This window comes from Nitratidesulfovibrio sp. HK-II, from assembly GCF_003402415.2.
GTDB lineage: Bacteria > Desulfobacterota > Desulfovibrionia > Desulfovibrionales > Desulfovibrionaceae > Cupidesulfovibrio.
Map to the genome: position 1 here is coordinate 2,075,247 of NZ_AP036014.1, position 26,839 is coordinate 2,102,085.

The following is a 26,839-nucleotide window of genomic DNA, read 5'->3' on the forward strand; positions in this document are numbered from 1 at the left end:
TCTCCGTAGGTCCCCGGCGCGGCATTTCCGCGCCGGGGGCTTGTGGACTGTCTATTCGAAACGGGGTCCGCGTTGCGGATCGTATCTCTTCTTTTCTTCAGGTGGTTTCGTAAACGCCTTGTGGCGGCACCGCCTAAAGCTCGTTGGGTAAACCCTTCAATTCAGCGTAAGTAAACACCGGCCCGTCCACACACACGTATTTCGTGCCGATGTTGCAGCGCCCGCAGATGCCGATGCCGCACTTCATGCGCCGTTCCAGCGTGGTGTAGATTTGCTCGTCGGCGAAGTGCAGCTTCTTCAGCGCCTCCACCGTGAACTTGATCATGATGGGCGGGCCGCACAGCACGGCCACGCTGTTGGCATTGGACGGGGCCAGGTCCAGCAGCACGTGGGGAATCAGCCCGGCACGGTGCGGCCAGTCTTCCGGGGCCTGGTCCACCGTCAGGGTGGTGTTCATGTCGGTACGGGCCAGCCATTCCTGCACGTCGTCGCGGAAGGCCATATCGCCCGGGGTGCGCGCGCCGTACAGCAGCGTGATGTTGCCGTAGTCGGCCCGGTTGTCCAGCATGTACAGCAGCAGCGTGCGCAACGGGGCCATGCCGATGCCCCCGCCCACGAACACGATGTCCTTGCCGCGCATGTCCTCGAACGGAAACCAGTTGCCCAGCGGGGCGCGCACGCCCACCTTGTCGCCGGGCTTCAGGCCGTGCAGGGCGGCGGTCACCTCGCCCGCGCGCATGATGCTGAACTGCAGGTAGTCCATGCGGGTGGGCGGCGAGTTGATGACGAAGGTGGATTCGCCCACGCCGAACAGCGAAAGCTGGCCCACCTGGCCGGGGTTGAAGCGGAAGGCCTCCATGCGCGCCGGGTCGTCGATGCGCACGCGCAGGGTCTTGATGGCCGGGGTTTCCTGCACGGTTTCGAGCACGGTGGCCACGTCGGGCAGGTAGGGGTTGTCGGTGAACCCCGTGCCCAGGGTGGTGGCGTGCGCGCCCGCTTGCGGGGTGATTGCGTCAGGCATTGGGGGTCTCCTCATTGGCTTGGGTGGCGCGCACCACCATCTCGCGGATATCCACGGATACCGGGCAGCCGGTGATGCAGCGGCCGCAGCCGTTGCACGACACCACGCCCTCGTGCAGTTGCGGGTAATACGAGAACTTGTGGCCCACGCGGTTGCGCAGGCGCAGGGCCTTGCCCATGCGCGGGTTGTGGCCGCTGGCCTCGCGGGTGAACAGCGAGGACATGCAGTTGTCCCAGCTGCGCAGCCGCCTGCCGCGCATGCCGTCGCCGCCGTCGTTCTCGTCGGTGATGTTGAAGCAGTAGCAGGTGGGGCACAGGTAGGTGCACGCCCCGCAGGACAAGCACTTGTCCGACATGTCGCGCCAGAAGTCGGCGTCGCTGAAGCGTTCCAGCAGGCGCGCGGGCGTGGCGGACAGGTCCGGGGCCGGGCTTTGCGCGTCCAGCGCCGCACGGGTGGCCGCATGCACGGCCTGGGCCGCGTCCATGCGGGCGGCATCGGCCTCCGGCAGGTTGGCCTGTTCCAGCACGGCACAGCCGCGCTCGGTGACGGCCATGACCACGAAACCACCCTCGTCACCACCGCCGACGGGCGTCAGCAGGATGTCCGATCCGGTGGCATCGGCCGGGCCGCAGCCGGTCCAGTGACAGAAGCAGGTGGACCCGGCCTTGGTGCAGGCCAGGGTGACCACCACGGTGGCCTCGCGCCGCGCCGCGTAGTACGGGTCGCGGTAGGGACCGTTCAGGTACACCCGGTCGAAGATGTGGAAGCCCCGCGCGTCGCACGGGCGGCCGCCGAAGATCAGCGCCGGTTCGATGTCCACGGTGGAATCCAGGCGCACGGTGGTGCGGCCGGGGTCGTTGGGATCCTTTTCGCGGATGAAGGCGAACAGCCGCTCGCTTTGCGGAAAGATGACGCCCTTGGGCGGCACCGTGGCGCGGGCCAGCAGCGGTTCCTCGCCTTCCGCGCGGGGGCGGAAGACCACGGCGTCGCCTTCCCTGCGGGGTGCGTAGGTCACGCGGCCCCGCGCCATGTCGTCGAGGGCGCGGGCAAGTTCGCCGCGCGCGATGTATCGTGCGAAGCTCATCACAGCCCATGCTCCTTGATGTTCTTTTCTTCCACGGCAAAGGCCAGCAGCGGCGGCACCGCGTTCACGTCAACGCCTGCGCGGTAGTCGAACAGGGTGCGCACCGAGCGGTTCATCCATTGCTTGAGGGCCAGCACCGGGATGTTCACCGGGCAGGCCCGCTGGCATTCGCCGCATTCGGTGCAGCGTCCGGCCAGGTGCAGGGCGTGGATGACCTGAAACTGCAGCTTCTCGCGGATATTGCCCTCCTGGGTGGTCCAGTGCGGGTCGCGGCTTTCGGCGATGCAGTGGTCGCGGCACACGCACATGGGGCACGCGTTGCGGCAGGCGTAGCAGCGCAGGCAGCGGTCCATCTGGGCGCGCCAGAAGCCGCGCCGCTGCTCCGGGGTCATGGCGTCCAGGGCTTCGAGACTGGGCGGGGCGTCGGGCGCGGGGCCCGCCGGGGCGGAGGCATTGCCCTCCACCACGTCACCCAGCAGGGGCACGGGGGTGTCGCAGGTGCGACACTTTTCTGCCACCACGTCGGCCAGCTTGAGGCGGACCGGGGTATCGCCTTCAAAGGACAGGCCGTCGCCGTCAACACCCACCGCAGAAGGCGCCACGTCGGTGCAGGCAGCGCCTTCGGCGGGCTCCATGGCCTTGCGCACGCGCTCCACGTCCACCACGCCCTCGCAGGCCATGCCGAACACCCGCACGTTGTCGGGTTCCACCAGCTTTTCCTGCAACAGCTCGATGACCGAGCGACTGTCGCACCCCTTCACCACCACGCCCACCTTGCGGTTTTTGAACTGCGGCAGGTAGGTGGCCAGGTTGTGCACGTTCAGCGGGCCCCAGGTCAGCTTGTCCACGTCCTCGGGCTTGCGCATGAACAGCGGCGTGGCGTGCAGCGCGTCGAAGCCCTGCTGCCAGCCGATGACGCAATCCAGTTCCGGCAGCGCCGCGCGGATTCTTTCGCGCAGCTGCTCCAGCGACGCGGTCAGCGTTCCCGCCGCGGGCCAGGCAAGCGGGCGCAGCGGCGCGCGCGGGGTGTCGCCCTTTTCCGCCAGCGGCAGGTACGGGGCGGCTTCCTCGATGCGCGGGGCGTGCCCCAGCTGATGCACCTTTTCGACAAAGCTGGAGACCACGTTCTTCCAGCGCTGCCCTTCCGACGCGGACACCCAGGTGTACTGGAAGCGGTCCGGGGCGATGCCCAGGGCGGGCAGGAAGGTCTTCAGCGTTTCAAGCCGACGTCGGGCGTAGAAGTTGCCCTGGCTGTAGTGACAGTCGCGCGGGTGGCAGCCGGAGACCAGCACGCCGTCCGCGCCGCCCAGCAGCGCTTTCACCACGAACATGGGATCCACGCGGCCCGAACAGGGCACGCGGATGATGCGCAAGTCCGTGGGCTGCGAGAATCGCCCGACCCCGGCGGTGTCGGCGCCGCCATACGAGCACCAGTTGCACAGGAACCCTACGACGCGGAGTTCCTTCCCCTTCAGGACAGGCATAGTGCGTTGACCTCCGCGAGGATCTGGTTGTCGGTGAAGTGCTGCAGCTGGATGGCCCCCTGCGGACAGGTGACCGTGCAGATGCCGCAGCCCTGGCACACCGTTTCAATGACGCGGGCCTTCATTTCGCCGCGCAGTTCCATCCATTCGATGGCCCCGTAGGGGCAGGTGGTGATGCACTTGCCGCAGCCCACGCAGCGGCGCACGTCCACCTGCGAGATCTGCGGATCGCTTTCCAGCCTGCCGCGCGAGAAGAGGCCCAGCACCTTGGCCGCCGCCGCGCTGCCCTGCCCCACCGAGGACGGAATGTCCTTGGGGCCCTGGCACGCACCGGCAAGGTAGACCCCCGCGGTATTGGTTTCCACCGGACGCAGCTTGCAATGGCTTTCCATGAAGAAGCCGTAGTTGTCATACGAGATGCGCAGCTTTTCGGCCAGTTGCGGCGCACCGTGGGACGATTCCGCCCCCACGGCCAGCACCACCAGGTCGGCGGGCACCTCCACCTGTTCGCCGAGCAGCGTATCCACCCCGCGCACCAGGTATTTGTCGCCCTGCGGGACGATCATGGACACGCGGCCGCGCACGTACTGCACGCCGTATTCCTCCATGGCCCTGCGGGTGAATTCCTCGTACATCTTCCCGTTGGCGCGGATGTCCATGTAGAACACGTAGCTGCGCGAATCCGGGATGTGATCCTTGGTCAGCACCGCCTGCTTGGCGGTGTACATGCAGCAGAAGCCGCTGCAGTACGGACGGTCCACCGAACGGTCGCGCGAGCCCACGCACTGGATGAACACCACGGTTTTAGGCTCTTTTCCATCGGACGGGCGTTTGACGTGCCCGCCCGTTGGGCCGGACGCCGACAGCAGCCGCTCGTACTGCAAGGACGTGATCACGTCCGGGTAGCGCCCGCCGCCGTATTCCGCGTACTTGGTGTAGTCGAAGAGGTCGTAGCCCGTGGCCGTGATGATGGCCCCCACTTCCTCGGTGACCACCTGATCTTCCATGTCGTAGCGGATGGCCCCGGTGGGGCACACCTTGGCGCACACGCCGCACTTGCCCTTGACGAACTGGCGGCAGGACGTGGGATCGATGATGGCCTTCTTGGGGATGGCCTGCGGGAACGGAATGTTGATGGAGGTGGTGACGCCCACGTGCTCGTTGAACGCATCGGGCGACTTCTTGCTGGGGCACTTTTCCATGCACAGGCCGCAGCCGGTGCACAGTTCCCAGTCCACGTAGGTGGCCTTGCGCCGCACGTCCACCTTGAAGTTGCCCACGTAGCCGCCGATCTTCTCGACCTCGGCATGGGCGTACAGGCGGATGTTGGGGTGCTGGGACACGTCCACCATCTTGGGCCCCAGAATGCAGCTTGAACAGTCCACGGTGGGAAAGGTCTTGTCCAGCTTGGCCATCTTGCCGCCGATGGTCGACTCGCGCTCCACCAGCACCACTTCGATGCCGCCGTCGGCGCAGTCCAGCGCGGCCTGGATGCCCGCCACACCGCCGCCGATGACCAGCACGCGCTTGGTCACGTCGAACGACTTGGGGTACAGCGGCGCGTTCAGGCGCAGCTTTTCAACGGCCATGCGGACCAGTTCCGCCGCCTTGTTGCTGTTGGCGTCGCGGTCCTTGCCGATCCACGAGACATGCTCGCGGATGTTGGCCATTTCGAACATGTAGCGGTTAAGCCCGGCCCGCTCCACCGTGCGGCGAAAGGTGGGCTCGTGCATGCGCGGGGTGCACGAGGCCACCACCACGCCGTCCAGCGCATGTTCCTTGATGGCGTCAACGATGGCCGCCTGCCCCGGTTCGGAGCACGCGTACATGGTGTCGGAAGAGAAAACCACGTCCGGGTAGGCGCGGGCCACCTGGGCCACGCCGGGCACGTCCACGGTGCCGCCGATGTTGCTGCCGCAGTGGCAGACGAAAACACCTATTCTCATGCCCTGCCCCCTTCATTCGCTGCGGCGGCCTGCTTGGCCTGCGCTGCCTTGGCGGCTGCCTGGGCAGCGGCCTTGGCGGCCTGCGCGGCCTCTTCGGCCTGCCGCGCCGCCACGGCCTGCGCCGCGCGGCGGAAGGCGATGGCCGGGTCAACACACAGCTGCTCCAGCCCCAGTTCCGCATCCGGCACGCCCAGGGCGCGCCCCAGCAGCTGGGTGAAGTAGAACACCGGCATGTCCACGGCCTTGCCGCCGGGCCATTCCACCTGCGTCTGGCGCAGGTCCAGATTCATCTGGCACAGCGGGCAGGCCACCACCACGGCGTGGGCGCCAGCGTCGCGCGCCGCGCCCAGCAGCCGTCCGGAAAGCCGGGCCACGATGTCGCGCCGGGTGACGCCGTACGAGGCTCCGCAGCATTCCACCTTGTAGGGGAAGGGCACGACCTCCGCGCCCAGCGCGGCAAGCAGGTCATCCATGGAGGTGGGGTTTTCCGGGTCGTCAAAGCGCATGACATCCGCCGGGCGGGTCATGATGCAGCCGTAATAGGGGGCCACGCGCAGCCCGGCGAGGGGCTGGCGCACCTTGGCGCGGATGGCGTCCAGCCCCACGCGGGTCACCAGCGTTTCCAGCACCGACTGGACGTCGGGCAAGGCGGCAAGCGCATCGGCGGGCTGATCCAGCAGACGGCCCACCTTGGCGCGAAAGCCGTCGTCGGCCATGCGGTGGCGAGCGGTCTTGAGGTTGGAAAGACAGCTCGGACAGGGGGTGGCCACGGTGTCGCAGCCCGCGCGGGCCGCGCCCACCAGATTGCGGGCCGACAACGCGCCCGACAGGGCGTGCTCCAGCGCGTGGGCCGGGGTGGAACCGCAGCAGCTCCAGTCCGGGATTTCCGTCAGCTTCACGCCCAATGCCGCGCAGGCGGCCCGGGTGGAGCGTTCGTACTCGCGCGAGGTGCCGAGCCCCGAACAGCCGGGGTAGTAGGCGAGATTCATCGCGTCCTTTCCTCCTCGTAGCGCTGGAAGATGCGGGCGATCTCGTCCCGGCCCTGGATGCCGTGCGGCATGGGGGAAAGTTTGCCCTTGGGCGCGATGCGCGGCAGCAGGTCGATGTCGGTCCATACCCTGCCGGTGCGGGCCACGTAGTTGGCCACCACGCCCAGTTCGTAGACCCGGCCGTGCTTGCGCACGGAAGCGAGGAAGGCGTCCCAGAAGGTGGTAACGCCCTTCTCGGCCACCCGGCCCTCGCGCCGGGCGATGTGGCGCAGAACGTCCATCACCCGCGCCACGTCGATGTTGTTGGGACAGCGGGTGGTGCAGCTGGAGCAGGACAGGCACAGCCAGATGGAACGGCTGTTCAGCACCTTGTCCTTCCGGCCAGCCTGCAGGTTGCGCATGATCTGGCTGACCTGGATGTCGTAGGCGAACCCGCACGGACACCCCGCCGTACAGTTGCCGCACTGGTAACAGTGCGTAAGATCCTGCCCGCTCTCCTCCATGACCGCATGGATGAAGTCGTCGTCGCGGACAGATTCAAGGTTGGTCACGTCCATGTCGTTTCCCGGCACGTTGCGGTTGCGCGCTCACGTATGCCGCCGCGGGAAGGGGAAGAAACTCTCCTCCCCGCGACGGCTGAAAGCGCAAGTGGGGACACTGGTCACAAAACCGGTCGGGCCGATCTGATCCGCTTCATTTTATGGAAGGGACCGGCGTGGGGGCCTTCATGCGCCCGCGCGGAAATGATGGTGCATCCCCCGCGCGGGCCGGTCTGCAGGTGGGGTTGCCCGCCGTCACCCTGGAAAGGACCACGCCCGGCTTTGTCTGTACCCCTTACATGGCCGCTTCGTAAATGGCCGTGACATCAGCATCGGTGGGACAACGCGGATTGGTCAGGCCGCAGGCGTCCTTCTGGGCGTTCTTGGTCATGACGGCGATGTCCTTGGCCTTCACGTCCTTGCCGTAGCGCTTGCCAAGGGCCACCAGACCCGCGGGAATGCCCACGTCGGCCGACAACCGCTTGATGGCGCAGATGGCCTTTTCCGCCGCGTCGCGCACCGAAAGGCCGCTGATGTTCTCGCCGAGCAGTTCGGCGATGCGGGCAAAGCGGTCCAGTTTGGCGATGAGGTTGAACTGCGAGACGTGCGGCAGCAGGATGGCGTTGCATTCGCCGTGCGGCAGGTCGTAGAAGCCGCCCAGTTGGTGGGCCATGGCGTGCACGTGGCCGAGGCTGGCGTTGTTGAAGGCCATGCCCGCCAGATACTGGGCGAAGCACATGCGCTCGCGGGCCTCGATGTCGCGCCCGTTGGCCACGGCGCGGCGCAGGAAGGTGGCGATGAGCGTGATGGCCTGTTCGGCGCAGGCGTCGGTCATGGGGGTTGCGATGGTGGAAACGTAGGCTTCCACGGCGTGGGTCAGGGCGTCCATGCCGGTGGCGGCGGTGAGCGCCGGGGGCATGCCCATCATCAGCAGCGGGTCGTCCAGGGCGATGCTGGGGGTCACGCGCCAGTCCACGATGGCCATCTTCACCTTGCGGCTGGTGTCGGTGATGATGCAGAAGCGGGTCATTTCAGAGGCGGTGCCCGCCGTGGTGTTCACGGCCACGTAGGGCGGCATGGGCTTGCTGGACTTGTCCACGCCCTCGAAGTCGTGAATCTTGCCGCCGTTGGCGATGACCAGGCCAATGCCCTTGCCGCAGTCGTGCGAGCTGCCGCCGCCAAGGGTGATCAGGCTGTCGCACTTGTTCTTCTTGTAGACGTCCACGCCCTTGTGAACGTTGTCGTCGGTGGGGTTGGGAATGGTTTCGTCGTACACGCTGTAGGCCATCTTGGCGGCGTCGAGCAGGTCGGTGATCTGTTTCAGGATGCCCGCCTTGACGATGCCCATGTCAGTGACGATGAGCGGCTTGGACCCGCCGAGCGCCTTGATCTTTTCGGGGATCGCCTTGGAGGCGCCGATGCCGATCAGGGTGACGCTGGGAATGAAGAACCCGTAGACCTGTTCCTGTACTGCCATGACTGCCTACCTCGCTGAGTTGGGGTTAGCGACGTCATCGCGGAGCCCGTAATCTCCGCGAACACTCCTGCCGCCACTACAGCAAGGACGGGGCCAAAGTGTCTTCTCCTGATATTTCGTTACACTGCATGATTTGCCATCCGCACGGCTGGCGACAACTGGCCCGGTCATGCACGGCCGTGCCCGCCCGGCGGGCACGGTACATGGTACTTTCGTGCCTGTGGGGTTCCGCCAGTCAAGGCCCGGCGCGGGCTGGCGGGCTTGGGGACAGAATGGGCCACCGCGCAAGCCTGATTGGGTCGAAACGCTACATGTGTCTAAAAAAGCATAATAAGCACGCCAAGCATGCGAATCGTGATTGTTTTCACGATACCCTCTCGATTTTTTACGGTCACGCGTGTAACGGAATGCGTGTTCCTGTTACAAACAACACATGCAGGGCTTTGCTTGCCTGTTGCGGACAACCGCTGTTAGGCGGGGCAAGCTCAACCAGATATCCAACGGCAGGCAAACACCGGAGGCAGCCATGGCAGGCAGGCAACAGGTGTACAGTGTATGCGGCATGTGCAGCGTGCGCTGTCCCATCATGGTCGAGGTGGAGGACGGCAAGGCCGTTCGCATAGAGGGCAACCCCAAGTCCCCCCTGAAAGGGTCGCTGTGTCCGCGCGGCGCGGCGGGCATCGCCCTTGAGATGGACACGGAGCGTCCGCAGCGCCCGCTGATCCGCGTGGGCGAACGCGGCGAGGGCAAGTGGCGAGAAGCCACATGGGACGAAGCCCTGGACTATGTGGCCGACAAGCTGAAGGCCATCACCGCCGAACACGGCGGCCGCAGCGTGCAGTGGTCCGACCGGGGCGGCCCCTTCGTGGACCTGCACCAGGCGTTCATGCGCGGCCTGGGATCGCCCAACTACTGCAACCACGACAGCGCCTGCGCGCGCAACGTGCAGCACGCCGCCAAGTCCGTGATGGGCATCGGCCGCAAGGAAGTTGTCTACGACTACCGCAACTGCAAGCATCTCGTCTTGCAGACCCGCAACATCCTTGAAGCCATCAACGTGGCCGAGGCCAACGCGGTGCTGGACGGCCTGGAAAAGGGCTGCAAGCTCAGCGTGGTGGACATTCGCGCCACCTACACCGCGGGCAAGGCCGACAATTTCTACATGGTGCGGCCCGGCAGCGACCTGGCCTTCAACCTGGCCGTCATCCACGTGCTGATCAACGAGGGCCTGTACAACAAGCCCTACGTCGAAGCGCACGTGCAAGACCTGGACGCGCTGGCCGCGCACGTGGCCGCGTGCACCCCGCAGTGGGCGGAAGGCGAGACCGGCGTGCCCGCCGCCGCCATCATCGCGCTGGCCCGCCAACTGGCCGAGGCCGCGCCGGGCGTCATCTGGCACCCCGGCTGGATGGTGGCCCGCTACGACGATTCGTTCCACGTCTGTCGCACCGCGTACATCATCAACGCCCTGCTCGGCTCCATCGGGGCCAAGGGCGGCCTGCCCATCGCCAACAAACCCGGCGACGTGGGCCGCAAGGGCCTGAAGAAGCTGGTGGACCTGTACCCCGCCCCCGAAGAGAAGCGCGCCGACGGCGTGGGCTGGCGGCACACCCAGTTCGACGGCGGCCCCGGCCTGATCAACCTGGCCTACGACGCCATGGCCACCGGCGACCCGTACCCGGTGAAGGCGTACATCTGCTACCGGCACGACCCGCTCATGGCCATGCCTGACGCCGACGCCATGAAGCGCAAGTGGGAAGGGCTGGACCTGCTGGTCAGCGTGACCTTCTCGTGGTCGGACACGGCGTGGCACTCCGACGTGGTGCTGCCCCTGTCCACCTACCTTTCGCGCGAAAGCATCATCGCCTCCAAGGGCGGGCTGAAGCCCCAGTTCTTCGTGCGCAAGCGGGCCATGCAGCCCACGCTGGACACCAGGGCCGACTGGGAAATCCTGTGCGGCCTCGCCACGCGCTTGGGCATGGACAAGCTGGCCTTCCAGCGCATCGAGGACATCTGGGAGTACCAGTTGCAGGGTACCGGCGTGACCATGGCCGATTTCGACGCCAAGGGCTTCGTGGAACTGTGCGATGCGCCCAAGTACCGCGAGGACGCCGAGCTGAAGTTTGCCACCTCGTCCGGCAAGCTGGAAATGATCAGCCCCAAGTGGACCAAGGCCGGTGAACCCAGCCTGCGTCCCTACGCCGCGCCGCCCGCGCCGCCGCAGGGCATGTTCCGCATCGCCTTCGGGCGCTCGGCCCTGCACACCCAGGGGCATACCGTGAACAACCCCCTGCTGGCGGAGCAGATGCCCACCAACGTGGCCTGGATCAACACCGCCAGGGCCGCAGAACTGGGCATCGCCGACGGCGAGATGCTGGAAGTACTGGACGCCCGGGGCGTTGCCGCCGGGAGCATGCGCGCCTTCGTCACCGACTTCGTGCACCCCGAGGCGCTGTTCATGGTGCACGGGTTCGGCCACCGGCTGCCGGTGGAATCGCGCGCGCGGGGCAAGGGCGTGGCCGACCAGGAACTGATGCCCGGCGGGCTGGAACGCTACGACCGGGCCGGGGGCGGCATCTCCATGCAGGAACACTTCGTCGCCGTGCGCAAGGCCGCGGCCAGGGCATAGGGGACAGTCATGAGCACCTACTGCATCGTCACCGACGAACGCCGCTGCATCAGCTGCAAGGCGTGCGAAATACACTGCAAGGTCAAGAACGCCATGCCCGTGGGCATCAAGCTGGGCGAACACTTCACCGAAGGGCCGCTGCCCTCGGCCAGCGGCGCTCCCCTGTTCCGCACCCTGTACATGCCCTGCTTCCACTGCGAAGAGCCGGAATGCGTGGACGTGTGCCCCACCGGGGCCATGACCAAGCGCGAGGCCGACGGCATCGTCTACGTCGAGGCCGACGACTGCATCGGCTGCGGCGCGTGCCTGGAAGCCTGCCCGTGGCACATCCCGCAATGGAACGAGGACGGGGACAAGGCCGTGAAGTGCGACCTGTGCATGGACCGCATCGACGCCGGGCTTAAGCCCGCCTGCGTCACCGGCTGCACCACCCACGCCCTGATCCTGACCGGCCAGGACGACCCGCGCTACGCGGAACAGCGCAAGCGCGCCCCGCAACGGGCCCTGGCGGAACGGTAGCCGGAGGCCGAACGTCCGCCGCGCGGACGTAGCCAGCCATATCGCCGCCCCGCCGGAACAGATGTTCCGGCGGGGCGCTTCGTTGCCAATGGACAGAGGTCCTTCCGGAGGAGGGACCCTTTTGAAAAAGGGGCTCCTCCCCCGGCCCCCCTCCCCCCAAAACTTTCATTTGTAGTTACCCAATATTACGGAAGCCCCTCGCATGGAATTTCAAAGGGATCGGCTGCCTTGCGATATCCATCGCGCGCTGCGTTTTCAATCCGCAAGATGTGCTTCTCTCACAAACGTTAGGGCCTCAAAGCCCGAAGGCCCCGCCCGCGTGGCGCGCCCCGGCGCACGCCGCGCCCTCGGCGCGGGCAAGGTCGCCCCACGCCGCCCTGCGGCCCAGGCGGCGTTCCAGCAGCGCCACCAGGCGCTGGAACACCTGGGCGCACAGGCAGGCGTCGCCCAGCGCGTCGTGGGCGTCGTGCACCTCCACCCCCAAGGCGCGGGCCACGGCATACAGGTCCGCATCCTTGAGGGGGATGTCCGACAGCGCGGCGGGCGCGCACGGCGCAAACGATGCCCCCGGCGGGATCATTGCGTCCAGGTCGGAAACCACAGCCCCACCCGACGCCCGCACATGCCGGAACAGGTCCTGCACGTCGCAGCGGGGATGCACGCGGGGCGGCAGCCCGGCGCGTTTGCGCCCGGCGGCCAGGAACCCCTCGTCCAGCCCCAGGCACCAGCCCAACAACACCACGGGGGGCGTGTCCCCTCCGCCGCGCCCGGCAGGCAAGGTCAACCCGGCCAGCCAGGCGTCAAAGCGGGCCAGCTCCGTAGCCGCTTCGTCGCCGCTGGCCGCTTCGCCGGGCAGGATGCGGTGCACGGGCACCCCTTCGGGCCGCACCGGGCAGACCGGACGCAACAGGCCGCGAAAGGTGGCGGAAAGATCCATGCGCATGCCGCGCAGGGCCACGGCCCCAACGGACAGCAGATCGTCCCGCGCGGGGTCGAGGCCGGTCATTTCGCAATCCACGGATACGAAGACCACCCGCCGCACGGGCGTGGCCGGGTCCGGCCCGGATCCGGACAACAGGCGGCGCAGCAGACGTCTCATGGCGTGTCTCCGCGCCGGGCCGTGCCGGATGGCGCGCCCACGGACGCGGCGCGCGCATCTGCTCCCCCCGGCGTGCCGGTCGCCACGGGCGTCATCCCCCCCGTCCCCTGCACCGCGTGCAACGCGCGCACCGCCTCGCGGGCGCGACGCAGGGCCAGCGCATCCAGGCTGTCCGCACCGCTCGCCCCGCCGGGCATGTCTGGAATGCTCGGCATGCCTGGCACGTCGTGCATGTTCGCCCGGCCCGTAACAGCGCCCCCCGAACCGCAGGCGTCGCCCATGGCACCCGGCCCGCCCTCGGCATCGTCCCCGCCTTCACCCGCACCGCGCGCCGCAAGTTCGGCATGGGCCGCGCGCAACAGCAGATATTCACAGGCCCGCCGGGCATCTGCCAGCGCCCCCCTCCTCGCACCGGCCAGTTCCGCAAGGGCGGCCAGCCGCGCCAGGGTTTCAGGGGGCTGCCCCCCCTGCCCCGCAGTCAGCGCGCGCGCCATGCGGGTCAGCCCCACCAGCGGGGAATCGACCCCGTCAGCCTGATCCGCTCCGCTCGCCGCCAGCGGCCAACGCGCACCTGCGCGCACCGCGCCGCCCAACGCCGCATCGGCCTCCGCCGCCACGCGCAGCCCCAGTGCCATGTCGCCGCATACCGGGCGCACGTCGAACATGCCCCTTCGCACCGGCAGCGACATGGACGATACGTTTTGCCCGGCCCCCGCGCAGTATTCCTGCCCGGCCAATTGCCGGTACCTCTCCCGCCAGCCGGAAACGGACAGCGTCCAGCCGGGTGATGCCGCCATGCGCCCCTGCGGGCACGGCGCGAAGCCCAACGCGCGCAGCCCGTCGCGCACAAAGCGGGCCAAGGTGCCGAAGTATTCGGCCGCGTGGTCGTCCAGGCTCCGGGTTCCGTCCGGACCGTTGCCCAGCACAAGGCCGTTCCACTGCCGGTGCCGGAACCACGCCTCGCGCCGGGCCGCCGCGCCAAACGCCAGAAAGCACCACGGACGCGGCGGCGGCCCCAGCACGGCCATGCCCAGATCGAACAGCCGGGCGGCCATGCGGTCGTGCAGGTCGGGCAGGGTGGCGGCCAGCGTATGCGGCCGCGCCCCTTCGCCCAGCAGCACGGCGGCCAGCGCGTCGGCGCGCGGGGCGGCCTCCACCAGTTCGGTCAGGGTTCCGGCCGCGCCGATGCGTTCGGCCAGCGCCGTGGGCGACACCCCCCGCAGCACCATGAGGTCGTGCGACGACAGCACCCCCACCGGCTCCTCGCCATCGACCACCACCACGTGATGGATGTTGCGCCCGGCCATGAGCAGCATGACGTCCAGGCACGCAGCCATGGCCTGCACGCACAGCACCGGAGCCGACATCAGCGCACTGGCGGGAAGATCATGGTCGGCCCCGCCCGCCACCACGCGGGAGCGGAAATCGCGGTCGGTGAGGATGCCCGCCGCCCTGCCCGCATCGTCCAGAAGGACGATGGCGCTGCGGTGGCGTTCGGTCATCCGCCGCGCCGCCTCGCGCAGGGCAACGTGCGCGGGAGCCGCCGCGAACCCGGCGGGCATGGCCTCTCCGGCGGTGACGGCCTGCCATGGCCGTCCGCCCTGCCAAGCCAGCGCGCCGCTGCGGGCAAGGGCCGCCGCGCCCAGTTCCAGCAACGCGGGGCCGAAGCCGGGGGCCAGCAGTTCCCGCAGATCGGGCCTGCCGTCCAGGGCATCGGATACGGCCTGCACTGGCAGCAGGTAGCACAGCGCATCGGTGGCCGCGCGGGCCGTGGTTATTGGCTGCGCGGCCTCTGGTCCGGCCTTTCCGGTCTGGCCGGTTTGTCCGGACTGGCCTGACTGATCTGCCCGGCCTTTCCGGCCGCCCGGATCACTCTGGCCAGCGGGCCAGCCGAACACCGCGCCCGGCCCCAGATGTTCGGCACCTTCCGGCGCACCGGCATCCACGGCAATGGTTCCCTTCACCACCACGTGCAGCAGGGGCGCGCCGTCGTCGCCGACAGCTTCCAACTCCTCGCCCGCCGGACAAAAGGCCACCTGCGCGCGAAAGGCCAGCGCGCGCAGGTTCGCCCGTGGCAGGAACCGGAACGGGGGCACCCCCTTCAGAAAACGGATAACGTCCTCGTGCATGTGATCTCCCGCCGGGCCGCGCTACACCATCAGGTGCAACGCGTAGCGCCGCCGCAGCATGTCCTGGAAATCCGCCACCACCTTGAAGCACTGCTTCAACCGTTCGCGCTCCAGGCCGGAAAGCTCGCCGGGCCGCACCCGGTCATCGGGAACCGCGCCGCCCCGTAGCGCTGCCGCCTGCGCCCGCGCCCGCAGCCCCAGAAGGTGGTCCATGGCCTCGCCAAGATCGGCCGCGCGCGCCTCCGACAGCACACTCGCCACCCGTAATTGTGCGATGCGCCCGGCGGTGTCGTGCGCCTGCGCGGCCGCGTCCAGCGCCAGCACGCGCACTCCGTGCATCAGCGGAAACAGCCCGCCCCGCTTGATATCCAGGGTGGCCGCGCCCGTTCGGCCAATTCCGCCAGACCCGCCAGGCCCGCCAATTCCTGCTGTCCCCTGCGGCCCGGCCTTTTCCACCACCAGCGCGCCGAACAGGCCCAGCGGCGGGGCGAAGCGCGTCGCCTCACGTGCCATGTAGCGCAGCATCAGCGGGGCCGAGCGCGCCATGTCGGACAGCATGACGCGCAGGCGGGCCACCAGATCCCAGCCGTCGTCCACGCCGCGCGCGTCCGCCAGCATGGAACAGCGCAGCACCCCCTGTGCATCGGGCGCATGCAGCATGGCCGCGATGTCCGCCCGCCATTCGGGCAGGGTCATACGCCAGGCGGGGTTGCCCGGCACCACCCCGTGCGGGCAGTCCGGCACGCCTGCCTCGGACTGCAACGCGGCAAGGCGCGCGGCAAGGCGTTCGAAATAGGCGGCCACCTGTTCCGGCGGCACGTCGCCCGACGCTTCGGAAATGACCATGGCCGCGTCCTGATCGGCGGCCAGAAACTGCTCGCGCCGGGCCTGGCTGCCCAGCACGGCCATGCCGAACGGGGCCGGGGGCGGCAGCGGCATGGACGCCACGGCCAGATGCGTCAGGCGGGCCAGCAGATGGTCGTGCAGTTCCGCCCCCAGCCGCCCCACCCCGCGCGCGGGCACGCCTTGCTCCACGCAGCGCACCACCACCCGTCGCACCCGCTCCAGCAGGGGGCGACAGGCCGCTCCATCCGGGGCGGCGGCCATGTCCGCCACCAGTTGCACGGGGTTTTCCGCGCCAGCGGACAGCAGGTCGCGCTCCTCCAGCATGCCGCGCACCGCGCCGTCCCGGTCCACCACCACCAGCCGCCGGATGGCGTGGCGCACCATGCGCGACAGCCCTTCGAACAGCAGTTCGTCGTCGCGCATGGTGACCAGGGCGGCGGTCATGGCCGCCTCCACCGGCAGCGTCGCCGCGCCCTGCCCGTGCTCCGCCAGCGCGCGCACCACGTCGCGCTCGGTGAGAATGCCCGCCGGAGGTTGGCCGCCCGACGGTCCGTCCGAGGGTGGCATGCCGGGCCCATCCGGCGCACGGACGAGACAGGCGGAAACGCTCGCCCCGGCCATACGCGCGGCGGCCTCGCGCAGCGGGGTGCCCGACGCCACGAGCAACGGTGCACGCGGCCCCGCTCCGCCAGCCTCGCCAAACCCGCCAGACCCGCCGCTGCGGTCGGCCCAGCCGGGCAGGTCGCGCACGGGGCACAGCAAAGGATTTTCCGCAGGCAACACGGAAAGGGACAACGGGCCGCGCTCGGCCCGTGCCCCATCCCGCTCCGCAGGCCCCTCCCCGTGGGGAGGGGCCGCGAATGTCATGGCGGGATCACCGGGTTTCATGCCTACTCGGCTCCCACGCCGAGGTAGTTGCGGATCTTCTGTTCAGCGTAGCGTTGCTCGGCGTCGGGCTCGGGCCGCAGCACCGACCCCAGCCACCCGGCCGCGAAGGCCGCGGGCAGCGAGATGAGCGCCGGATTCTTCAGCGCGAACGGCGCGGCCATGCCCCACGGCGAATGCAACACGTCCACCCACACGGTGGGGCTGAGCACGATGAGCCCCACGGCCAGCGTGGCCCCGGTGGCGATGGAGCATACCGCCCCGAACGTGGAGAACCGCTTCCACAGGATGGACATGAGCAGCGCGGGAAAGTTGGCGCTGGCGGCGATGGCGAAGGCCAGCCCCACCATGAAGGCCACATTCTGCCCCTTGAAGGCGATGCCCAGCGCCACGGCCAGCACGCCCAGCGCCACGGTGGCCCGCTTGGCCATGCGCACCTCGTCGTCTTCCGTGGACTGCCCGCGCCGGAACACATTCGCGTAAAGATCATGGGCGTAGGTGGTGGCGCCCGCCAGGGTGAGCCCGGCCACCACGGCCAGGATGGTGGCGAAGGCCACGGCGGCGATGAAGCCCAGGAACATGGTGCCGCCAGTCACCTCGGCCAGCAGCAGCGCGGCCATGTTGCCGCCCTTGTCGAACCGGGCGATGACGTCCTGCCCCACCAGCGCCATGGCCCCAAAGCCGATGATGAAGGTGAGCACGTAGAAGTACGATATGAAGCCCGTGGCGTAGAACACCGATTTGCGGGCGGCCTTGGCGTCGGGCACGGTGTAGAAGCGCATCAGGATGTGCGGCAGCCCCGCCGTGCCGAACATCAGCGCCATGCCCAGCGACAGGGCGTCCCACGGGTTGGACACCAGGCCGCCGGGGGACAGCACCTTGTCGCCGTAGCGCGCAGCCGAGGCGCGGAAGAGTTCCGCCGGACTGAAACCGAAGTGCTGCAACACGAAGAACACCATCACGCTGGCCCCGCCCAGCAGCAGCACGGCCTTGATGATCTGCACCCAGGTGGTGGCCAGCATGCCGCCGAACAGCACGTACGCGATCATAACCGCGCCCACCACCAGCACCGCCGTCTCGTACGGCAGGCCGAACATCAGGTGCACCAGCGATCCGGACCCCACCATCTGGGCGATGAGATAGAAGGCCACGGTCATCAGCGAACCGCACGCGGCAGCCACGCGGATGGGCCGTTGCCGCAGGCGGTAGGCCACCACGTCGGCGAAGGTGTACTTGCCGAGGTTGCGCAGCGGTTCCGCGATGAGGAACATCATAACCGGCCAGCCCACCAGAAAGCCGATGGAATAGATGAGCCCGTCGTACCCCTTCAGCGCCACCAGCCCGGCGATGCCCAGGAACGAGGCCGCGCTCATGTAGTCGCCCGCGAGGGCCAGACCGTTCTGGAACCCGGTGACGCTGCGCCCGGCCGCGTAGAATTCCGCCGCCGAACGGCTGCGCCGGGCCGCCCACCACGTGACGCCCAGCGTGAATGCCACGAACAGGAAAAAGAAGCCGATGGACAGCGCGTTGGGCTGCCCGATGGTAGAGGAAAATTCGCTAGCCATGGCGCGCCCCCTTCATGGTCTGGCCGGAATGCATGGTCGCGATGATACGCCGCACCGCGCCGTCGTACCGCCGGTTGGCCCACCACACGTAGACGCCGGTGAGCGCCGACGCGGTGATGATGATGCCGAACCCCACGGGAATGCCCAGGGTCATGCCGCCCCCCGCCGCCACCTGCAGCAGGTCGCGCCGGAAGGCCAGGACCATGATGAAGCCGAAGTAGATGGCCAGCATCACGGCAGTCAGGATGAGGGAAACGGTCCACCGGGCGCGGACCAGCGCGGCGAACTGCGCTTCGTCGGGTTGGGGATGCTCCCGATGCTGCGCCGGGGTCAGGGGAGTCTGGGGGGCTTCCATGGTCATGCCGGGTGCGCCCGCCGTTTCGGTGATCGTGGCCATGCGTGCCTCCTTTGGTGTTTCGTCCGGCCCCCGCGCCCGCTTGCTGCGAGTCGCATGGACCGGATGCAGTTCCCTCCGGCGGCGTCTGTTCCATCATGGGCCGTCGCGACGCCGCCGGTGTCCATGGCTTCGTTGTACGGCCACATGGCGAGAGCGCCACGTCACTTTCGGTGAACGGCCCCCATGCCGCCGCAAGCGTGCACCAAAGGGCGAAACGCCCCGGCCCGCACCGTTCGCGCCGCCGTTTGCCGTTCATCCGTGTCGCGGGGGCAAGAGCGCCACGACAGCGCACGCATGTGCAACAGCATGCCGTTCACCGGCCATCCCGCGCCGCACGCCACTGCCTGCGTGCCGTTCGGCCCCTGCCTGCCGCCTGGCAAATGATGCGGGCCGTTCCCCCGCGCACGACGCAAAAAAAGGATGCCGCGTCATGCGACATCCCCTGCAACGCCCGGCGTGCCAACCGACGGGCGGCTGACGGTGACCGGCGGGTGACCGGCGGTGCCTGGCGGGCGGCTGCGGCTAGCAGTCAGCCACCCCACGCGCCCCTGACTTCAGTGGTCAGCCAGCAACGGCACGGATTCGTGCAGCGCGTCCATCAGACGGCGCACGGCGCGGCGGCGCATGCCCGGCACCAGGTCCCACGATTGCGCATCGCAACTGACGCAACAGTTGTCGCGCTCCACGTCCACGAACAACAGCGAGCCCACCCGCGCCTCTATCTCCATCCGTTCGCCCTCGCGGGTCACAAGCACGACCTGCACCAGGTCGTACGGATATTCTTCGTTGTTCATGGCGTCCTCCGGTTGCCGTTACAGGAGAGAGGTCACCACCTCTTATCACATGCCGCCACCCATTCAAGACGCCACGCCCCGACAGGCCGGACATTGTGCATTTACTGGACTAGCTGTTTCTTCGGCGTGCTACGTGGTGTTTCATTGACATTTTTCCGGAACACGCGAGTGCTGCGCACAAGGATTTCTCCATTGTGAAATAAATAATTACTGACATATGCATGTTTGAACAATCAGTCATCAACACATCCCCCAGACAGCAAAGCGCCGCCCAGCGCTTTTGCGTCGGACGGCGCCGGGGTCTCGCCATACATGTGATGCGGCTTGTACCTCACACGGGCGGGAAGCCGCGCAAAGCAGCGACCGCTGGACCTTCTCGCAGGCGCAGGCAGGGAGTAAATGCCCCGCCCGGAGGGGGCATGCCTCCAGGCGGGGGTTGAGGCGGATTACGCGCGTTCGCGGAACATGCGGGCGAACAGCTGCTTGCGGGTAAGCGGGCCGGTTTCCAGTTCGGCCACCGCATGCTCGAAGTAGCTCTTCGGGTCGCGCTGGAACAAGTACACCACGCGGACGTCGTTGGGGTCGCCCAACACGGCCTTGGGATGCACCTTTTTCACTTCGGCCAGGCGCTTGTTGGCGAGTTCAGTCATTTCCGCCTCGTCGCCAAAGTTCATGCACCCGGTGGGGCACGCCTTGACGCAGGAGGGCAGCAGGCCGTTCTGCACCCGGTCGTTGCACATGTCGCACTTGGACAACCTGCCGGTGGCGGCATCCTTGCGCGGAATGTCATACGGGCAGGCGGAGCGCACCATGTCGCCGTCCACCTTGGCGGTCAGTTCGGTGAACAGGACGGCCCCGGTGGCCTCGTCCTTCAGCACCGCGCCTTCCAGGTCCACGTCCGCCTGGCCCTTGCAGGGGGGTTCGAGACAGTGGCGGCACTGTTCGGGAAAGAACAGCCACTCGAACTTCTTCTCGAAGGTGCCTTCGGTGAAGCGCACCGTCTTCAGGGTGACGTACGACAGGTCCGGCGGGTTCTGGTACGACCCGGTGTTGCGGGTGTGTTCAGCCGGAAGGTTCTTCCACTGCTTGCATGCGATCTGGCAGCCACGGCAGGCCGTGCACCGCGTAAGGTCGATGAAGAACATCTTTCCCATGACTAATCCCCCTACGCCTTGCGGACGTCCACCATGAACGCCTTGGTTTCCGGAATGCCGGTGTTCGGGTCGCCCACCGACGGGGTGATCAGGTTGGCGGAATCACCGCCGTCCTTGGGTGTCATCCAGCCGAAGTGCCAGGGCAGGCCCACCATGTGGTATTCCTTGCCCATGACCTTGAACGGCTTGATGCGCTCGGTGACGATGGCCACCGCATCCACCTCGCCGCGAATGCTGGACAGGCGAACGGTATCGCCGTTCTTGATGCCCTTCTGCTTGGCAAGGCCGGTGCCCATTTCGCAGAACACCTGCGGCTGCGCCTCCACCAGCCATGCGCAGCGACGGGTCATCAGGCCCGTCTGCCAGTGCTCGGTGACCCGGTAGGTGGAGCAGATGTACGGGTACTTGGGGTCCGCCACCGCCTTCTTCTCGTCGGCGAAGTGGAACGCCACGGGGTTGCTGCGCTGCTTCGAGAAGGGATGCGCGGCAATGGGGCCTTCCATGGGCTCGTAGTGCTCAGGGAAGGGGCCGTCCTCGCGCCCCGGGCCGTACAGCGCGCCGAAGCCGTGCGTCTGCATGATGAAGGGGTGCTTGGCGCCGGGGTCGCCGCCGCCGTCCACCACGTCGCCCACCCACTTGCCGTCCTTCCATTCGATGACGGCCTTGGCCGGATTCCACGGCTTGCCCGTGGCGTCCACCGAGGCTCGGTTGTACAGGACGCGACGGTTCACCGGCCAGCAGAACGACCAGTTGGGGAACAGGCCGATGCGCGCCTGCTCGGGCGTCTGGGCGGTGTCGCGGCGGGCCATCATGTTGCCCGCGTCGGTGAACGACCCGGCATGCAGCCAGTTGCCGGAACAGGTGGAGCCATCCGCCGTCAGGAAGGCGAACGCGGGCACCATCTGCCCGGCCTTGAACTGCTTGCCGCCCACTTCCGTGTCCTTCAGGAAGTAGCCGTTCATCAGCCTGGCGACCTTGGTGGGCGAGAACTCGTTGTGTTCCTCCCATTCCGCCACGTTCAGCTTGAGGACGGGGTCGGGGTGCGCCCCGCCTTCCTTGGCGTACAGGTCGCGGATCTTGTGCATCATCTCCAGCATGATATCGCCGTCGGGCTTGGTGTCGCCCCAGGGCTTCGGCCCGCGATAGCGCCACTGCATCCAGCGGCCGGAGTTGACGATGGACCCTTCCTTCTCGATGGACACGGCGCACGGCAGGAAGAACACCTCGGTGCCGAGGGCCTTGGGGTCCGTGCCCGGCCCCTTCCAGAACGACGAGGTTTCGTTCTCGAAAATGTTGACGTTGACAAGCCAGTCCAGCTTGCCCAGCGCGCGGCGGTTCTTGCCCGCGTTGGCCCCGCCGCAGGCGGGGTTCATGCCCCAGGCGAACGCCCCCTTGAACTCGCCCTTGTCCATCCGGTCGAAGATGTTCAGCCAGAAGTAGTGGGTGGACGCCTTGTCGGCGTCGACCTTGGGCATGATGTCATAGGCTTCCGCAGGGGACAGGTTGGGGTACAGTGCCTTCAGGTAGCTGGCCACGTACTTTGGGCGGTTTTGCCACCAGTTGACGCTCTTGGGATCCTTGGACAGCGGGGTAGCCGCGTTGTACTCGTCCAGGGTGGCCTGCCTGCTGGTGGGGGTGGGGTTGTACCCCGGCCAGATTTGGGCCAGCAACCCCTGGTCGGTGGACCCCTGCACGTTGGATTCGCCGCGCAGCGCGTTGACGCCGCCGCCCGCCACGCCAATGTTGCCCAGCAACAGCTGCACCATGGCCATGGTGCGGATGTTCTGCACGCCTACGGTATGCTGCGTCCAGCCCATGGCGTACATGATGGTGCCTGCCTTGTCCGGCTTGCCAGTGGCTGCGTAGGTCTTGTAGACCTGCAACAGCTGGTCCTTGGGCGTTCCGGTGACGTTGGACACCTGCTCGGGGGTGTAGCGTTCGTAGTGCTTCTTCATCAGGTTGAAGACGCACCGGGGGTGCTTCAGCGAAGGGTCGCGCTTGGGCACGCCGTTCCCGTCCAGTTCGAACGCCCACTGCGATTTGTCGTACTTGCGTTTTTCCGCGTCGAAGCCGCTGAACAGCCCATCCTTGAACGAGAACTTCTCGCCCACGATGAGCGACGCGTTGGTGTACTCGCGCACGTACTCTTCAAAATACAGCTTGTTGTCGAGAATGTACTTGATGAGGCCGCCAAGAAAGGCGATGTCGGTGCCCGAACGCATGGGGGCGTAGATATCCGACTTGGAGGCGGTGCGGGTAAAGCGCGGGTCCACGTGCACGATGGTGGCGCCCCTGTCCTTGGCCCGCATGACCCACTTGAAGGAAATGGGATGGTTCTCGGCGGCGTTGCTACCCATGATCAGGACGCAATCGCTGTTGGCGATATCGTTCCAGTGGTTGGTCATGGCCCCGCGCCCGTAGGTCTCCGCCAGCGCGGGCACGGTGGAGCTGTGGCAGATGCGCGCCTGGTGCTCGATGAACACAAGGCCAAGGCTGCGCAGGATCACCTGGTAGGCCCAGCATTCCTCGTTGTCGAGGGCGGCCGATCCCAGCGAGGCGATGGCCTCGGTACGGTTGACCTTCTCGCCCTTGGCGTTGGCAGTCTGGAACGATGCGTCACGCGTCTTCTTGACGCGCTTGGCGATCTCGGAAAGGGCCCAGTCCCATTCCACTTCCTTCCATTCGCCGCTGTTGGGCGCGCGGTACAGGGGCTTCTTTGGCCGGGCGTCGTTTTCGCCCAACTGAAAGATGGAACCGCCCTTGGGGCACAGCGCCCCTTCGTTGATGGGGTGGTCCGGGTCGCCTTCCACGTTGACCGCACGGCCTTCGCCGTTTTTGGCTGTATGCACGATGAGCCCGCAACCCACCGCACAGTAACAGCAGACCGAGGTGGTCTGCTTTGCCCACTGAAGCTTCTGAAGTTCCGCCCGCGCCACCGAGGGCGCGAGGCTGATTCCCAGCCCGCCGAACGCGCCAGCCAGCGTGGCCCCGGCGCTCAGCTTCAGGAACTGCCTGCGATTGACCGTCATTGTGCCTCCTTGCGGCCGGTTCACCGGCCCCTGGTTTCCCGCCCCAGCGCCACCTGCAATGCGTACCCCGCCTTGACGTGCCCGCGTTGTCTTCGGACCTGCGGCACGCCGCGCGGCGTCGCCGCACGACGCACCGAAAGCGCCGACGCCCGCGCCATGACCGGCGCAAGATCGTGCCCCAGTCCCGAAAACGGCAGTGCGAACGCATGCCCGTTCATGACCTGCGACCATCCCGTTTGTTTCAAGGCGTGAATCGACATTTATGCTGGAGCCAACATATATCGGCGTCCTAGCCATCCGCCGGGTGCAAACGCAACAACATCATTCTTGCTTTCATTCTCACAGCGAAATGTGTCTATGAGGCACTCTTATTATCAACGCGAATCTCCATTCCAGGGCTATTCTCCAATACACAATCTACAATTACATTTGCTTTATATGTATCTTTTTTGGCATAAATCATCATGGATCAACCACGAATACATAGATGCGTTCTATACAGACACCACAAACGCATTATCGCCACCATGGCGCACGATCCTCCTCTGGAATTGCGCCGCACTAAAAAAGACGTCCCGCCTTGAAAAGAGGCGGGACGTCTTGTTTGAACGTTCCGGTACAACCAGGAGGGTTTCGCGCATGCGCGGCCCGCCGAAGCGGTTAGCCCTGCTTGTCCTCCGGCTTCCGGGGGGCCTTGGCGCGTTTGCCCTTGCCCTTGCCGTTGCCGTTGCCGTTCTCGTCCTTCTTCTCGCCAAAGCTGCGCAGGCCTTCGGCCAGTTCGCGCAGTCGCGCATCCACCTTGCCGTACACGGAATCGGCCGGGTAGCTGCCGTCCGGTCCGCGCACCCCGGCGGGCACGCCGGTGAGCAGTTCAATGCCTTCGTCCACGGTGCGCACGGCCCAGATGCGGAACGTGCCCGCGCGGACCGAATCCACCACCTCGGGCTTCAGCATCAGGTCGTTGACGTTGGCGGCGGGTATCATCACGCCTTGCTTGCCGGTCAGCCCCTTGCGCTTGCACACCTCGTGAAAGCCCTCGATCTTTTCATTCACCCCGCCAATGGGCTGCACCTCGCCCTTCTGGTTCACCGAGCCGGTGACGGCGATGCCCTGCCTGATGGGCACGCCCGACAGGCTGGAGAGCAGCGCGTACAGTTCGGTGGACGAGGCCGAGTCGCCGTCCACCCCGCCGTAGGACTGCTCGAAGGCGATGGACGCCGCCAGCGTCAGCGGCTTGTCCTGTGCGAAGGCCCGGCGCAGGTAGCCGGAAAGGATGAGCATGCCCTTGTTGTGTATGGCTCCGGACAGGTCCGATTCGCGCTCGATGTTGATGATGCCCTCGCGCCCCATGGAGGTGGTGGCGGTGATGCGCGAAGGCTTGCCGAACATGTGGTCGCCCATGGCGTACACGGCCAGCCCGTTCACCTGCCCGACGACCTCGCCGTCGGTGTCGATGAACACGCTGCCCCGGTCGATCATCTCCTGCACCTTCTCCTCGATAAGCCCTGCGCGGTACTGCCGCCCTTCCACCGCCTGGGCCACGTGCGGCGCGGACACCATGTCCGCCCCGGCCTGGCGGGCGATGTACTCGGCCTCTTCCATGATGTCGCGCAGCACCGGGAACGAGGTGGTGACCTTCTCGCGCCGGCCGGTCATGCGCACGCCGTGCTCCAGCAGGGCCGCCACGGCCGTGGCGTCGAACTGGCGCAGGTTGCGCGCCGCCACGAAGGTCTTCATCAGCTTGGCGATGTCGGTGACGCACACGTCGTCGAGCGGCATGGACGAATCGAAGTCCGCCCACACCTTGAAGATCTTCTGCACGTCCGGGTCGTAGTGGCGCAGCATGTGGTACAACTGGGGCGTGGCCATGACCACCACCTTGACCTCCATCTTGATGGACTCGGGTTTGATGCCCGTGGCCGTGATGAAGTAGTAGGGGTCGAAGGTCTGGATCTCCATTTCCGAGGTCTTCAGGGCGCGCTTCAGCGTCTGCCACACCCCCGGCTCCATGATGGCGTCCATCAGGTTCAGCACCAGGTACCCGCCGTTGGCCTTGACGAACGACCCGGCGTTGATCTTGGTGAAGTCGGTGCGCCACAGGCCGGACCGGTCCATGACCCGCTCGATGGAGCCGAACAGGTTGCGGTAGTTCGGGAACGATTCCACGATCACCGGCGGTCCCTTGAGCTCTGCGTTGTCCACCAGCAGGTTGACCTGGTAGGGGTGCAGCACGGCTTCCGCCGGGGCGGGCACGAACATGCCCATGGGCCCCTGCACCTGCTGGCCCATCACCTTCAGCCCGTCGAGGTTTTCGGCCATGTCGGCCAGCACCGCCTCGATGTGCTTCTGCGCCTTCTCATCGGCGTAGCCCTCCAGCAATGGCCGGGCCAGGTCGCGGGCGGCGCTCATGAACATGAGCCGGTCCACCTCTTCGGTCTTGCGCTTCACTTCCTTCTGCAGTTCGCGCACGTCCAGGAAGATGGCGTCTATCTCTTCCTTGAGCACCTTGTAGGTTTCCTGCAGCTTTACCAGTTCCTCCTGGGGAAAGCGCCCCTTGGCGGCCATTTCCTCCAGCTTCATCAGGTGCACCGGTTCGCCGTCCACGATGGGCACGATGTCAGGCCGCTGAATCTGGCCCATCTGCATGTTCACCAGCACGAAGCCGGAATCGCGCACCTTTGTTTCCAGGTTCTTGAAGAACTCGCGGGTCTTCCTGTCGTGCGCCTCGATGATCTCGTTCTTGCTGGCGATGTATTCCTGGCTTTCGAAAAGCTGCGGAATGTCGCGTTTCACCGTTTCCAGAAAAGCCTGCACGTCGGCCTTGAAGGCGCGGCCCTTGCCCGCCGGAAAGCGCAGCAGGATGGGTTCTTCCGGCGTCTTGAAATTGTTGACGAAGCACAGGTCGTCGGGCGTGGCTTCCGCGTGCGCGCCGTTGCCCAGCAGCCGCTTGACCATGGCCAGCTTGCCGATGCCCACGGCCCCGGTGACGAAGATGTTGTAGCCCTTGCCCTGCATGCCCATGCCGAAGCGAAAGGCATCCACCCCCCGCCGCTGGCCGACGATGTCGGCCTGCTCGTCCACCTCGCCGGTATGGGCGAAGGGCAGCGTTGCGGGGTCGAGCGTCCAGCGCAGCTGTTCGGGCGCGAGGGGGGCGGGAAGCCCCGTGGCGCCCGGTGCGGATGAGAATGCGGACGGAGACGCGGAAGAGGCAGCGGTGCGTTTGGTCGCCTTCTTGGTGGTGGTCATGGTGCCT

18 protein-coding genes are annotated in these 26,839 nt (G+C 67.0%); 2 read left to right on the forward strand and 16 right to left on the reverse strand.

Features of this window, described 5'->3' with window-relative positions:
* Positions 1–133: 133 nt before the first annotated feature.
* The 7 genes from RVX_RS08435 to RVX_RS08465 form a co-directional block, all read right to left on the reverse strand.
* Positions 134–1,021, reverse strand: coding sequence for an FAD/NAD(P)-binding protein (locus tag RVX_RS08435; protein WP_116305512.1), 888 nt, complete (start codon positions 1,019–1,021; stop codon positions 134–136).
* Positions 1,014–2,105, reverse strand: coding sequence for a 4Fe-4S dicluster domain-containing protein (locus RVX_RS08440; protein ID WP_172596550.1), 1,092 nt, complete (start codon positions 2,103–2,105; stop codon positions 1,014–1,016). Before RVX_RS08440 ends, RVX_RS08435 begins: the two co-directional genes overlap by 8 nt.
* Positions 2,105–3,589, reverse strand: coding sequence for a hydrogenase iron-sulfur subunit (locus RVX_RS08445; RefSeq protein ID WP_116305514.1), 1,485 nt, complete (start codon positions 3,587–3,589; stop codon positions 2,105–2,107). The genes RVX_RS08440 and RVX_RS08445 overlap by 1 nt, the downstream gene beginning before the upstream one ends.
* Positions 3,577–5,535: a CoB--CoM heterodisulfide reductase iron-sulfur subunit A family protein gene (locus RVX_RS08450; protein ID WP_116305515.1), complete on the reverse strand. Its 1,959-nt coding sequence runs from the start codon at positions 5,533–5,535 to the stop codon at positions 3,577–3,579. Before RVX_RS08450 ends, RVX_RS08445 begins: the two co-directional genes overlap by 13 nt.
* The gene (locus RVX_RS08455) at positions 5,532–6,524 is read right to left on the reverse strand and encodes a CoB--CoM heterodisulfide reductase iron-sulfur subunit B family protein (protein ID WP_116305516.1); all 993 of its coding nucleotides are present in this window, start codon (positions 6,522–6,524) and stop codon (positions 5,532–5,534) included. The genes RVX_RS08450 and RVX_RS08455 overlap by 4 nt, the downstream gene beginning before the upstream one ends.
* Positions 6,521–7,081 carry a 4Fe-4S dicluster domain-containing protein gene (locus RVX_RS08460; RefSeq protein WP_116305517.1) on the reverse strand — a complete coding sequence of 187 codons (561 nt, stop codon included), beginning with the start codon at positions 7,079–7,081 and terminating at the stop codon, positions 6,521–6,523. The genes RVX_RS08455 and RVX_RS08460 overlap by 4 nt, the downstream gene beginning before the upstream one ends.
* Positions 7,082–7,358: 277 nt before the next feature.
* On the reverse strand, positions 7,359–8,540 hold the full coding sequence (locus RVX_RS08465; protein WP_116305518.1) for an iron-containing alcohol dehydrogenase: 1,182 nt from the start codon (positions 8,538–8,540) through the stop codon (positions 7,359–7,361).
* Positions 8,541–9,066: 526 nt separating this feature from the next.
* Between RVX_RS08465 and RVX_RS08470 the strand changes: the two genes are divergently transcribed.
* The gene (locus RVX_RS08470) at positions 9,067–11,169 is read left to right on the forward strand and encodes a molybdopterin-dependent oxidoreductase (protein WP_116305519.1); all 2,103 of its coding nucleotides are present in this window, start codon (positions 9,067–9,069) and stop codon (positions 11,167–11,169) included.
* Positions 11,170–11,178: 9 nt separating this feature from the next.
* Positions 11,179–11,688, forward strand: a complete 510-nt coding sequence (locus tag RVX_RS08475) for a 4Fe-4S dicluster domain-containing protein (protein ID WP_116305520.1) — start codon at positions 11,179–11,181, stop codon at positions 11,686–11,688.
* 295 nt (positions 11,689–11,983) lie between these two features.
* Here the strand turns inward: RVX_RS08475 and RVX_RS08480 are convergent, their stop codons facing one another.
* From RVX_RS08480 to RVX_RS08520, 9 genes are all read right to left on the reverse strand, one after another.
* The gene (locus tag RVX_RS08480; RefSeq protein WP_116305521.1) at positions 11,984–12,787 is read right to left on the reverse strand and encodes an exonuclease domain-containing protein; all 804 of its coding nucleotides are present in this window, start codon (positions 12,785–12,787) and stop codon (positions 11,984–11,986) included.
* The gene (locus tag RVX_RS08485; RefSeq protein ID WP_116305522.1) at positions 12,784–14,916 is read right to left on the reverse strand and encodes a DUF294 nucleotidyltransferase-like domain-containing protein; all 2,133 of its coding nucleotides are present in this window, start codon (positions 14,914–14,916) and stop codon (positions 12,784–12,786) included. The genes RVX_RS08480 and RVX_RS08485 overlap by 4 nt, the downstream gene beginning before the upstream one ends.
* A 21-nt stretch (positions 14,917–14,937) precedes the next feature.
* On the reverse strand, positions 14,938–16,524 hold the full coding sequence (locus tag RVX_RS08490) for a putative nucleotidyltransferase substrate binding domain-containing protein (protein WP_172596551.1): 1,587 nt from the start codon (positions 16,522–16,524) through the stop codon (positions 14,938–14,940).
* Between the two features lie 128 nt (positions 16,525–16,652).
* Entirely contained in the window at positions 16,653–18,212 is a 1,560-nt protein-coding gene (locus tag RVX_RS08495; protein ID WP_116305524.1) for a sodium:solute symporter family transporter, read from the reverse strand.
* Positions 18,205–18,609, reverse strand: coding sequence for a DUF485 domain-containing protein (locus RVX_RS08500; protein ID WP_116305525.1), 405 nt, complete (start codon positions 18,607–18,609; stop codon positions 18,205–18,207). Before RVX_RS08500 ends, RVX_RS08495 begins: the two co-directional genes overlap by 8 nt.
* A gap of 554 nt (positions 18,610–19,163) precedes the next feature.
* Positions 19,164–19,403, reverse strand: coding sequence for a hypothetical protein (locus RVX_RS08505; RefSeq protein WP_116305526.1), 240 nt, complete (start codon positions 19,401–19,403; stop codon positions 19,164–19,166).
* Positions 19,404–19,849: 446 nt separating this feature from the next.
* Positions 19,850–20,557 carry a 4Fe-4S dicluster domain-containing protein gene (locus RVX_RS08510; protein WP_116305527.1) on the reverse strand — a complete coding sequence of 236 codons (708 nt, stop codon included), beginning with the start codon at positions 20,555–20,557 and terminating at the stop codon, positions 19,850–19,852.
* Between the two features lie 11 nt (positions 20,558–20,568).
* A complete protein-coding gene (gene fdnG, locus RVX_RS08515; protein WP_116305528.1) occupies positions 20,569–23,586 on the reverse strand; it encodes a formate dehydrogenase-N subunit alpha in 3,018 nt (1,005 codons plus the stop codon).
* 660 nt (positions 23,587–24,246) lie between these two features.
* Positions 24,247–26,832 (reverse strand): Lon protease family protein, encoded by a 2,586-nt coding sequence (locus tag RVX_RS08520; protein ID WP_172596552.1) that lies wholly within the window; start codon positions 26,830–26,832, stop codon positions 24,247–24,249.
* Positions 26,833–26,839: the final 7 nt, after the last annotated feature.